Raw genomic sequence first — 12,158 nt, forward strand, 5'->3', positions numbered from 1 at the left:
ACTTCGTTCGACTGTACAAGTGACGGTGCGAGGTAAGGGGTGTATCTATCTACCAGTCCAGGTTGCCACAGCAAGGGTCAAAGCAAGACCCCATACACCCTCTTGCCACTCCCATTGTCTCGGTGAACAATGTTTCGCGTCGACTTGCCGATGTTGCCTGCCACAGAACCCTACAATAGAGGCAGAGGACAGGGTAAAATCCCCCTTGCTAACCGTTCACCGCAGTCTAACCCACGATGTCTTTCACCCCTGAGTTCCTAAGTGGTCGCCAAATCCGCGAAAAATTCTTACAATTCTTCGAGGCGCGCCAACACCAACGCCTCCCCAGCGCCTCACTGGTTCCTGAAGACCCCACCGTTCTGCTAACCATCGCCGGGATGCTGCCCTTCAAACCCATCTTCCTGGGCCAGCGGGAACGGGACTACCCTCGCGCCACCACATCCCAGAAATGTATCCGCACCAACGACATCGAAAATGTGGGCCGAACGGCGCGACATCATACCTTCTTTGAGATGTTGGGGAACTTCAGTTTTGGGGATTACTTTAAACCCGAGGCGATCGCCTGGGGATGGGAACTCATGACCGAGGTCTATGGCTTACCCCCAGAACGCCTCATCGTCAGCGTCTTCCGGGAGGATGACGAAGCCTTCGACATTTGGCATAAAAATATCGGTATTGCCAAACATCGCATTCAGCGCATGGGAGAAGAGGACAACTTCTGGAAATCTGGTCCCACCGGCCCCTGTGGTCCTTGTTCGGAGATTTACTATGACTTCCACCCCGAACTGGGCGATGATGACATCGACTTAGAAGACGATAGCCGCTTCATCGAACTGTATAACCTCGTCTTCATGCAGTACAACCGGGACAGTGACGGTAGTCTCACCCCCCTACAAAATAAAAACATTGATACGGGGATGGGACTCGAACGCATGGCCCAAGTCCTGCAAACGGTTCCCAATAACTACGAAACAGACCTTATTTTCCCGATTATCAAACGAGCGGCGGCGATCGCCCAGCTTCGTTATGACGACGCCGATGCGAAAACCCAGGTTTCCCTGAAAGTCATCGGCGACCATGTGCGCGCCGTCGTCCATCTGATTGCCGATGGAGTGCGCGCTTCGAATATCGGCCGGGGCTATGTCTTGCGTCGTCTGATTCGTCGGGTGGTGCGTCATGGCCGTTTGATTGGCATTGAGGGCGCGTTTATTACTCAAGTTGCGGAAACAGCGATTCGGGTTTCGGAAGATGCCTATGCCAATTTGCGGGAACGGCAGGAGTTCATTAACCGTGAATTATCTCGCGAAGAAGCCCAATTCCTGAAAACCTTGGAACGGGGCGAAAAACTCCTCGGGGAGATTCTAGCGACCAACCCGCAACAGATTTCTGGGGAAGATGCGTTTACCCTCTATGACACCTATGGGTTCCCCCTGGAGTTGACCCAAGAAATTGCCGAGGAACAGGGCATTGGGGTTGATATCGATGGCTTCGAGGTGGAGATGGAACGGCAACGCGATCGCGCCCGGGCCGCCCATGAGACCATTGATTTGACAGTTCAGGGCAGTTTAGATGAATTAGCAGAAAATCTCCATCCTACGGCGTTTTTAGGCTATACGGACAATCAAGCCAATGTCCAAGTGACGGCGGTTTTAGTCGAGGGTCATCGAGTCGAGTCAGCGGAGGCTGGGGAAACGGTGCAAGTAGTCCTCGATCGCACTCCCTTCTATGCGGAGTCTGGGGGACAAATTGGTGATCGGGGTTATCTCTCCGGTGAAACCCTCGTGGTTCGCATTGAAGATGTGAAAAAAGAAGGCGATATTTTCATCCACTTCGGACGGGTTGAACGGGGAACCCTTAATCTCGGGGATACGGTAACAGCGCAAATCGACCGGGCCTGTCGTCGTCGTGCCCAAGCCAACCATAGCGCCACCCACCTCCTGCAAGCCGCCCTTAAACAACTGGTGGATGAGTCGGTCTCCCAAGCAGGGTCTCTCGTCGCCTTTGACCGCCTCCGCTTCGATTTCAACTGTCCCCGCGCCCTCACCCCGGAGGATGTGCAGCACGTCGAAGATTTAGTCAATACTTGGATTGCTGAGGCCCACGGGGCGCAAGTGGCGGAAATGCCCTTAGAGGATGCCAAACGTAAGGGGGCCGTGGCCATGTTTGGCGAGAAGTACGCCGATGTAGTGCGGGTGATTGACTTCCCTGGGGTGTCTATGGAACTTTGTGGTGGCACTCATGTGAGTAATACCGCCGAGATTGGCGCCTTTAAGATTATCTCCGAGTCGGGGATTTCCTCTGGGGTGCGGCGTATTGAGGCGGTGTCAGGACCGGCGGTGTTGGATTATCTCAATAGCCGCGATGGGGTTGTCAAGGAGTTGTGCGATCGCTTTAAGGTGAAGCCAGAAGAAGTGGGCGATCGTGTCACCAGTCTGCAAGAGGAACTCAAAGCGGCCCAGAAACAACTGGCCGCCCTCAATGCTGAGTTGGCGGTGGCTAAATCTGACCAACTCCTCTCAGAAGCGGAAACCGTGGGCGAGTTCAAGATTCTCGTGGCCAACCTAGGAACCGCTGACAGCAAGTCCCTACAAACCGCTGCTGAACGTCTACAACAGAAACTCGGTGACGCGGCGGTGGTGTTAGGGGGGATTCCCAGTGAGGGGAAAGTCAGTTTAGTGGCGGCCTTTAGTCCTGCGGTGAATCAGAAGGGGGTGCAAGCGGGCAAATTCATTGGTGGCATTGCCAAACTTTGCGGCGGTGGCGGTGGGGGTCGTCCCAATCTTGCCCAAGCGGGGGGACGGGATGCGAGTCAGTTACCGGCGGCTTTGGAGGCGGCGAAATCCCAGTTAAGGGAGGCGTTGGGTTAGGAATTTAAGGGAATAGGGGATTGTGCCTCTATTCCCTTAAATTTTGCAAGTTTGCAGTCCTGTTAAGGCTCAAGGAAAAACACTTCGACGACCTCTGTCGAATACCAGAAACCGGGTTTCTTGGTTGAAAAAACTCGGTTTCTTGCTCGGGTGTTGGCGGTCTAACCCTCACTCCCCTCTCGATTAGCTGTCCGATTTAGAACTCTTTTTGGAGGCGGTTTTACTCTTCGTTGTCGAGGATTTTTTGGATGTGGTTTTGCGTTTAGTGGTCGAAGATTTGCGGGATGACGACTTACGAGACGACGACTTGGCCGCGATTAACTCCACCGCCCGTTCTAAGGTCAACTCCTCCGCTGATTCTCCATCGGGAATGGAGATGTTTTTGCGTTTGTACTTGATATAGGGGCCATAGGGACCATCGTAGATGTTCACCGGGTCTTTGTCGGTGGGATGGTCTCCTAATTCCCGCAGGGGCTTTTTCTGGCTACCTCGGCGACCGCGACCCCGTTTGGGTTCGGCTAACATCTCTAAGGCCCGGTCTAGGGTAATGGTTAAGACATCATCATCGGAGGAGGCTTTGATGGAGCGATAGTCATCTTTGCCCTCTTCCCCACCCTTCTTATGGACGATATAGGGACCAAAACGACCGAGACCCGCTTGGACTTTGTTGCCGGTTTCGGGATGGACTCCCAAGAGCCGGGGGAGAGACAATAAGCCGACGGCGGTTTCTAGGGTGATGGTCTCGGGGGTTAGACCTTTGGGGAGGGAGGCCCGTTTCGGTTTGGGGTTCTCGTCGCTGACTTCTCCAAGTTGGACGTAGGGGCCATAACTACCGATGAGAATGTAAATCGGTTCTCCGGTATCGGGGTGCATCCCCAATTTCTCAGGTCCCTCGGTTTTTTGCCGTAACAAGACTTCGACTTGTTCGGGATCTAAATCGGAGGGGGTGAGATTTTGGGGAATGGAGGCGGTGATGGTTTCCCCGTCCTTTTCGGTTTCGAGATAGGGGCCAAATTTACCAATGCGAACGTTGACGGGTAGATTCTCCAAAACAATGGTTTTGGCTTGGGTGGGTTCGATTTGGTCTTCTTGTTCGCGAACTTGAGTGTCGAGGCCCTTCTCGCCGGAGTAAAACTCTCGTAAATAGGGAATCCACTCGACATCCCCGGTGGAGATGCGATCGAGGGTGGCTTCCATTTTGGCGGTGAAATGTAAGTCCACTAAGTCGGGGAAGTAGTTTTCCAGCAAGCTACAGACAGCAAAGGCGGTAAAGCTGGGAACCAGGGCGTTGTTCTGCATCTGGGCATAGCCGCGATCGATAATGGTGCCGATGATGCTGGCATAGGTACTCGGCCGCCCAATCCCTTCACTTTCGAGGGTTTTGACGAGGGAGGCTTCGGTGAAGCGGGCGGGGGGTTGGGTTTCGTGCCCGACGGCTTCGATGTCTTGGCAGTCGGGGTGATCGCCCACGGCCAAGGCCGGTAAAATAGCCTCACGGTTCTCCAGGGCCGCATCCGGGTCATCTGAGCCTTCGACATAGGCGCGGAAGAAGCCGGGAAAGTCAATCCGTTTACCGTTGGCCCGGAAGAGGGCATTCTCCACGCTTAAATCGACGGATAGGGAGGTTTGCCGGGCCTCGGCCATCTGGGAGGCGACGGTGCGTTTCCAGATCAGGTCATAGAGAGCCAGTTCTCGGTCTTTGAGTCCCGTTTCACGAGGGGTGCGGAAGCGATTTCCGGCCGGGCGGATGGCTTCGTGTGCTTCCTGGGCCCCTTTGCTTTTGGTGGCATATTGCCGGGGTTTGGGGCTGAGATAGTCTGGGCCGTACATCTCGGTAACGCATTCGCGAGCGGCGGCGATCGCCTGCTCTGATAAATGCACGGAGTCAGTCCGCATATAGGTAATGTAACCGTTTTCATACAGACTTTGAGCCACGCGCATGGTGTCGCGGGCCGACAGCCGTAGTTTACGGTTGGCTTCCTGTTGCAGGGTTGAGGTGGTGAACGGCGGCGCAGGTTTGCGGCGGTTCTGGCGCTCTTCAAAGTTGCTGACGCTCCAGGGTTTACCCAATAACTGCTCTTTGAGGGCATTGGCCTGGGACTCGTTCAGCAGCTGCACGTTACGACCGGCTTTAATTTGGCCGGTGTTTTCGTCGAAGTCGCTCCCGGTGGCCACCTTGGTCCCATCGAGGCTGATGAGTTTGGCATCGAAGGGGGTGTTGTCTTTGCTGAGATGGGCTTTTAAGTCCCAGTAAGACCCCATGCGGAAGGCTCGCCGCTCCCGTTCCCGCATGACAATGAGCCGCACCGCTACGGACTGCACGCGCCCGGCGGAGAGTTTGGGGGCGATTTTCTTCCAGAGGAGGGGGGAGAGGGTATAGCCGACGAGGCGATCGAGAATGCGCCGGGTTTCTTGGGCGTGGACGAGCTGCTCGTTGAGTTCTCGGCAGTTATGGAGGGCGCTTTGAATCGCCTCTTCGGTGATTTCATGGAAGACCATGCGCTTGGTGGGCACTTTGGGCTTGAGGACTTGCAGCAAGTGCCAGCTAATACTCTCCCCTTCGCGGTCTTCGTCAGTGGCCAAAACCAGTTCTGTGGCGTTCTTGAGCGCGTCTTTGAGGGTCTTGACGACTTTTTTCTTATCTTTGGGGACGACGTAAATCGGTGCGAAGTCTGCCTCAACGTTCACGCCCAGTTGTGACCATTTCTCTTTTTTGACGGCTGCCGGAATTTCGCTGGCAGACTGAGGCAGATCGCGAATATGTCCCATGGAGGCTTCGACCTGGTAGTCGTTAGGGAGATATTTGCGGATGGTGCGCGCTTTGGTGGGGGATTCGACGATGACCAGGGTTGACATGGAGGTTCTACTTCGACCAGTGATGTTAGCGTGACTCGGCAGGGTTGAGGATACCTCAACCCAGGGGGGTTCGATCTCAACCATATATCCGATTGTTGGTAATCGACAATCGACGGGGGGCAAAATTGTTCCGTTTCTGAGGTAAACTGGCTAGGGAAGATATGGCGCAAAAGCTTTATGGATGCGGGATTGCCCGAATCCTGTTGCCTGTGTTGAAATCTCTACCCGCTCTTGGCTGGGTTGGGGTGAGCCCGTTGGGGATACACCCAGGGCTTGCGGTGCTGAGGTGGCTGTGTGCAGAGACTGATAACCGCCGATAAAGGGGATGATTAGCTTTTCTAGTGGCTTGGGGCGATCGCGACCGGGCAAGGACTATGTATCATAGGTTTAAGAGTCCTTTACAAAAATGCTTAAGCAATTCTAAACTCATAGCCAAAACCTATTTAACCATGGGCTTTCTGCGCGTGAGCCGGAATTGTCCGTTTAGCCGGATTCCCTCAAACGAGAATGGGTCTTAGAGGCAGGTGACTGGCGATCGCCCATCTGAGTTGGGGGATGCCCCTGCGAACGACCCCAATTTGTTGTCAAATCAGAGAATTTTACAAATGAGCACCACCGATCAACCCGCCGACAAGTCCACCAGCCGCAGCAGTGGCGCCAAAACTCGCACGGCCAAAACTCGCAGTACCAGTCCCGCTAAGGCTGAGGAGACTAAAAATCAGACGGAACAAGAGAAAGCCTCCGCTCTAGCCGTTCAGGGAGGAGAAGCTCGTAAAGCCCTAGATCTCAAGCCAGCAGGCTATCTCCCCGGTAACCGTCCGGTTGGCGTCAGCCATCGGGAGATTGTGGATACGTTCTCCGCTGTGGGAGGGTTACGTCCCATTTTTTCCAATGATGTTGATTTTACCCATACTATGAAAGCCTCCGGTATCCGTCCGATTTCTGCTAGCACTCTCGCCATTAGTGAAACCTATCACGCCATGGGCAACCGTCCCATCTCCGCGAGTGGGATGAAAATCAGCTCAACGATTCAGTCCTCGGGCATCCGCCCAGTTTCGGCGAGTACCCTTGTGATTAGTGACACCGTGACCATCATGGGCAACCGCCCCGTTGCTGCTAATGCAACGGCGGATATTGACTCGCTCATGGGCTATTTAGACTAGGGTTGTGTTGACCGCGCGAGGCGGTTCTACTGACCCATTTTCCGTTTGAGTTGATTTAACTCATCTTCGGTTTCCCAATCACTAAAGACTTGCTCTAGGGGATCGACAGCGGTTTTTCGAAAGCGGGTCTGGCTGGGACTATCCCAACTAGATACCCGCTCGCTGCTTGATGCGGCCTGTTCGGTGCGCAATTGAGCGGCTTTGGCGTGAACTTCTTGGCGACGCGCTTGGATATTTTCCTTCAGGGTTTGTGCCTGATTAAGCCGCTCTTGAGCACCTTGGCGTTGTCCCCAAAGTTGATTCCCGCGACGTAGGAGCAAAGCCTCGCGCTCTTGGGCCGGTTTAACTAAATCCTCGCGTCCGGCGGCTTGGGCTTTCTGAATGCGAATGTGCCAGCGTTGGATATCTTGGGCGGTACTTAGGATCTCTTCTTCGAGTCTTTTTTCCTGAGCTTGCAGGCTGGCAATTAGGCGCAGGGTGTCTTCTTCCTGTTCCCGTAATTGTTCTTCGATGGCCTGCAATTCTAAATGGGGATGTGCGTCTAAAAATTCCTCTAAACGCGTTTCTAAAAATTGGCTGAGGTCTTCAAATAAACCCACGATACTATCCTTGTTTTGTGAAGAAGGCAAGAGGCAAGAGGCAAGAGGGAGAACCCACCCCTGCCCCTCCCAGGAGGGGAGAACCCACCCCTGCCCCTCCCAGGAGGGGAGAACCCACCCCTGCCCCTCCCAGGAGGGGAAAGATGTCGGGGTATGCCCTTGGGGTCGCTCTCCCTTGGGGTTGCTAAAACTGTTGGCCGACGTAGATGGTGCGGGTTTCACCGTTGCGGCGCATGGAAACGCGATCGCCGGTGACTTCGGTTAAGGTCCAACCACTATCGCCCACAGGCTGACCGATATCAATCCAGCGGGGGGAGCCGTTGACTTCAAACAGGGCAGCGGGCCGTTGACCTTCGCCTCGTTCCAGGGTTCCCACTAGGGCATAAATTCCCGCAGGAGCGGCGGCAGTTCGTTGTGGGCTACGAGGTTGTGCGGTGGGTTCAGGTTCCTTCTCGGCGGGGGAGGGGGTCGCCGCCGCAGCACTAGAGGGTGCGGGGGGAACTTCCTGGAGGACTGGAGGGACTTGAGGAACCTGCACTACAGCTTCATCCCCGTTAGCGTCACGTTCAGCGACAGAAGAGTCTCCACTGGGGAGATTGGGCAGGGGGACGGGGGTGGTTGAGACGCGTTCTAAGGCGTTGGCGATACGACTGAGGGATTGGGCGACGGCATCGGGAGAGGTGGCGTCGACCGGAATTTGTAGGGTTCCGGTTTCCGATGGGGAAACGGGGGCGGGGGGGTCTAGGGTATCGGGTAGGGGTTGACGATTTTCGATGCGATCGAGGGCCTGGCCCATGTAGGCGATAAAGTCTTGATCTACCGCGCTTCCAGAACTTTGACTTGCTGGCGTAGCGGGGCTGCTACTGGTTTCGGCTGGGGCGGCGTCTCCCCCAAACCACTGACTGAAATAGCCGCGATTGAATAGCCATAAGCCTAAGACAACGGCTAGGGAGACAAAAGCGCCGCCGAGGAGAAGGCGATCGAACCAGAGTAAGCTTTTGTCCTCAGCCCGTTTTCCCTGGGAGTTGATAGCCACTTCAACAGAGGGAGAGTCCACTGCTGGGGGTTGCATGGCCGGGGCCACTAGAGGCTGCACCACGATTGGCGGCACTTGCAGCGGCTTGAGGGCGATGGGTTTGTGGTTGGCGGGTTCTTGGGGCAGTTCTTGAGTGCGATCGAGCATCTGATCGACGTCTCGGAACACCTCATTCAAGAGGCGATCGGCATCGGCTTGACCGTGAGGAGTTACAGGGCGATCGCGTTGGTCGGTTGGCATAGACATGGGGCGGTTGTCCGACATGACGGTATTCTCGAAAGTCGATCAGTTAAGGTCTTCACCAAATTATAGAGCATCATTTCTCTAGGGGAACCCCCCGGGGGGGCGATCGCCCGAAATTCCCCGGCCAGTCCTGAGCGGCTGAGGGCGGGGGCTGGGATACACTGGGGAAGGTGTCTTGTTGGATTCTATGGTTTGGCAACCGGGTCAGAAAATTTTTGGAAACCGCTACACCATTGAAAAGCGAATCAAAGTAGGCGGTTTCGGCATTACCTACCTCGTCAAAGGTCCGAAGGGCAAATCCTGGGTGCTGAAAACCCTCAAGACGGCATTACCTACCTCGTCAAAGGTCCGAAGGGCAAATCCTGGGTGCTGAAAACCCTCAAGGATGAGGTAATGACTGAGGCGCAGTATATCCCCTATCGAGATAAGTTTTTGCGGGACTTTGACCGAGAAACCGCCAAAATCGCCATCTGTCGCCATCGCCACATTGTCCAGGTGGAGAATCATTTTAACCATGAGGGGCTGCCCTGTATGGTGATGGAGTATGTTCAGGGGCAGGATTTGGGCGATCGCGTGTTGCGTGGCGGCGCGTTATCCGAGGATGTGGCGTTGCGCTATATCCGAGAAGTGGGGGACGCCTTGAGGGTGATGCACGAGAAGGGATTGCTGCATCGGGATATTAAACCCCAGAACATTATGGTGCGGTTGCCGGCGGATGAAGCAGTGTTGATTGATTTTGGCATTGCGCGGGAGTTTATCCCCAATTTGACCCAAACCCACACTATCGCTCTTACGCCCTGTTTTGCGCCCATTGAGCAGTACGATGAACAGGAACATCGGGGGGAATTTACCGATGTCTATGCGTTAGCGGCGACCCTGTACTATGTGCTAACGGGGACCTTGCCACCGATTGCCACGATGCGGCTGAGGCGCGATCAGCTGATGATTCCTAAGAATTGGTCGCCCGAACTGCAAAACGCGATTAAGCAGGGGATGGCAATTGAGTCAGAAGACCGCCCCCAAACCGTGACGGACTGGTTGGCCTTATTGCCTGATACTTCTAATAGGAAAGGAGGTTTACCGTCCTTTCGTTTCCAGACCGTACGGGTTAACCGTCAGGGAAACATTATTGAAACAATCCCCGGTCAAGCGCAGTACTATCCCCAAGATTTAGGTCAAGGGGTGCAGTTGGAGATGGTGCAACTCCCCGGTGGAAGCTTTTTGATGGGAATCGGAGAGGCGGAAAGTGAGCGGTTGTATAAAAAGTATGATAGGAAATGGTTTAGGTGGGAAAGTCCGCAGCATCCCGTCCAGGTTTCCCCTTTTTTGATGGGTAAAACCCCCGTGACCCAAGACCAATGGCGGGTGGTGGTGACGCAAGTGGGCAAAATTGTCCGGGATCTGAACCCCGACCCATCTGGGTTTAAAGGCGGGAATCGTCCCGTTGAACAGGTCTCTTGGTATGATGCGGTGGAGTGGTGCGCTCGATTGAGCCAGCTGACGGGCAAAGAATATCGCCTTCCCAGCGAGGCAGAATGGGAATATGCCTGTCGTGGCGGGACGACGACCCCCTTTACCTTTGGGGAAGCACTCACCACCGATTTAGCCAATTATGACGGGAACTATACCGTTGCCGAGGAAGCCAAAGGACAATATCGAGAAGAAACTACCCCAGTGGCAAAATTCCCACCCAATCGCTTTGGCTTGTATGATTGTCATGGCAATGTTTGGGAGTGGTGTTTTGACCCCCTCCATGACAATTATCAGGGTTCGCCTGGGGATGATCGAGTCTGGGATGAGAATGTAAATGATAATCGTTATCAAAAACCATCAGCAAATCTTAAGGTTTTATTGAAGGAAAGTGATAAAAGATACGTGCTGCGTGGCGGTTCTTGGTACGACTTCCCGATTAGCTGCCGTTGCGCCTTCCGCGTCCAAAGCTCGCGCGACAGCTTCGTCAACTACCTTGGGTTTCGCGTCTGTCTGGTGGGCGCAGGACTCTTATAGCCCTTTGTTCTTTCGCCCTCTTGCCCTTTGCTCTTTTTCCCCTTTACTCTCTTGAAAGCGAGTGATTCGGAGCATTTCGTGCCTCCACTAAGCGGCAGAGCTGCCCAACCCCCATGCCATGGCAGCGCCACGGCATGAGAGCTAAAATTTTAAAATAACGTCGTGAGGACTAACTATGGTTTCCCATCAATTATTAGAGCTTGAACAGTCCATTCATAATTTATCACTAGAAGATAAGTTATGGTTGCTGGCTAAGATTTTTGAGCAAGTGCGAGGGCCTACCGAACATCAGGAAGTCATCAACCCTCTGCAAAACCTTCAGTATGACAATCAGGCAAAACCAATTTGGGAAATTGCCCTAGAAATTGGGGCAAAAATACCGGAGTCTGAATGGAAAAAAGTACCGAGTGACCTGTCAAAAAACTTCGATTCATATCAAGATTAGAAAAATGAGACGAGTTTTTGCAGATACAGGCTATTGGGTAGCATTACTCAATCCTAGAGATCAATTGCATGAGAAAGCCCAGGATCTGTCCCGAAAAATGGGTGAAATCTGTATTGTTACCAGTGAAATGGTTTTAGCCGAAGTGTTAAATGATTTCTCTAAACGGGGAGATTTTTTTCGAAGAGTTGCCATCGAGTTATAGGGGTTGTGTCTTTTTCGTCCGTCCCCCTTTTTTACCATTAGCACGAGCCGCCTGTTGCTTCGCCAGTGAAGATTGTTGCCCTCCCTTGCGATCCAATTCAGCCATCCAAGCCTTGGTTCCAAAAATTCCCTGAATCAGCCCCGGAATACTAAAATCAGCATCCAGACTATCCCAATGGACGCTCAAACCATCAGCCCCTAACCAAACCTCCTCAAGCTCACTAGGAGAAGCATTCTGCAATCCTTGGGCTAAATGGGGAGGAAAGGCAAAGATTGCCCCATTTTTAAGCTGAATTTCAATCAACTGACGTTCTGGATTATACTGAACTGCTTCAGCACAAGGCCCAGACTCAACGAGGGCGATCTCCCTCGCTTCAGCCTCAGCCATTTCTGCCTCTAAAGCCGCCTCATCGGTAAAATCAAAACTCCACTGTTGTTGCCACGTTTTATTAGCCATGGATTTCGTGCCACCTCCTTAAAAACTCCTCCTGGTGTTCCGCAACCAGTTTGAGAGCCGCGATCGCCTCTTTACGAGAAAATTGGGCTGGTTTGGTAATCAACCAAGGTCTTTGGAACTCATCACCAATGGCGATCTTCACATTGGGTTGCTCCCGTTGACGCTTGCTACCTCTAAAAATATGGACATGGGCTGGCTCATGATCATCGAAATATATATAAACAGTGAAATTTTGCTGAGTATCAGTCCAAATTTTGGGCATAAACTATAATCAAAATTATAGT

General features: G+C 53.5%; 9 protein-coding genes. 4 read left to right on the forward strand and 5 right to left on the reverse strand.

Annotated elements, in window-relative coordinates:
• Positions 1-236: 236 nt before the first annotated feature.
• Complete coding sequence (gene alaS / locus L855_RS01785; RefSeq protein ID WP_159783530.1) at positions 237-2,867, forward strand: alanine--tRNA ligase; 2,631 nt, start codon at positions 237-239, stop codon at positions 2,865-2,867.
• A 183-nt stretch (positions 2,868-3,050) separates the two neighbouring features.
• Here the strand turns inward: alaS and topA are convergent, their stop codons facing one another.
• Entirely contained in the window at positions 3,051-5,723 is a 2,673-nt protein-coding gene (topA, locus tag L855_RS01790) for a type I DNA topoisomerase (RefSeq protein ID WP_159783531.1), read from the reverse strand.
• Between the two features lie 605 nt (positions 5,724-6,328).
• Between topA and L855_RS21315 the strand changes: the two genes are divergently transcribed.
• Complete coding sequence (locus L855_RS21315; RefSeq protein ID WP_219729846.1) at positions 6,329-6,886, forward strand: hypothetical protein; 558 nt, start codon at positions 6,329-6,331, stop codon at positions 6,884-6,886.
• 26 nt (positions 6,887-6,912) lie between these two features.
• On the opposite strand, the gene L855_RS01800 is transcribed toward L855_RS21315, so the two are convergent.
• Together L855_RS01800 and L855_RS01805 are read right to left on the reverse strand one after the other, a co-directional pair.
• The gene (locus L855_RS01800) at positions 6,913-7,485 is read right to left on the reverse strand and encodes a TIGR04376 family protein (protein ID WP_159790905.1); all 573 of its coding nucleotides are present in this window, start codon (positions 7,483-7,485) and stop codon (positions 6,913-6,915) included.
• Positions 7,486-7,669: 184 nt separating this feature from the next.
• Entirely contained in the window at positions 7,670-8,767 is a 1,098-nt protein-coding gene (locus L855_RS01805; RefSeq protein ID WP_159783532.1) for a hypothetical protein, read from the reverse strand.
• Positions 8,768-9,130: 363 nt separating this feature from the next.
• Here L855_RS01805 and L855_RS01810 point away from each other — a divergent pair, with 363 nt between their 5' ends.
• Positions 9,131-10,771, forward strand: coding sequence for an SUMF1/EgtB/PvdO family nonheme iron enzyme (locus L855_RS01810; protein WP_343039229.1), 1,641 nt, complete (start codon positions 9,131-9,133; stop codon positions 10,769-10,771).
• Positions 10,772-10,946: 175 nt separating this feature from the next.
• Complete coding sequence (locus tag L855_RS01815) at positions 10,947-11,216, forward strand: hypothetical protein (protein ID WP_159783533.1); 270 nt, start codon at positions 10,947-10,949, stop codon at positions 11,214-11,216.
• 196 nt (positions 11,217-11,412) lie between these two features.
• Here L855_RS01815 and L855_RS01820 read toward each other — a convergent pair whose 3' ends face one another.
• Both L855_RS01820 and L855_RS01825 read right to left on the reverse strand, forming a co-directional pair.
• Positions 11,413-11,874: a DUF2442 domain-containing protein gene (locus L855_RS01820; protein ID WP_087705643.1), complete on the reverse strand. Its 462-nt coding sequence runs from the start codon at positions 11,872-11,874 to the stop codon at positions 11,413-11,415.
• Entirely contained in the window at positions 11,867-12,136 is a 270-nt protein-coding gene (locus L855_RS01825) for a DUF4160 domain-containing protein (RefSeq protein WP_087705642.1), read from the reverse strand. The genes L855_RS01820 and L855_RS01825 overlap by 8 nt, the downstream gene beginning before the upstream one ends.
• Positions 12,137-12,158: the final 22 nt, after the last annotated feature.

Origin of the sequence: Sodalinema gerasimenkoae IPPAS B-353, from assembly GCF_009846485.1 — a bacterium.
Classification (GTDB): domain Bacteria; phylum Cyanobacteriota; class Cyanobacteriia; order Cyanobacteriales; family Geitlerinemataceae; genus Sodalinema; species Sodalinema gerasimenkoae.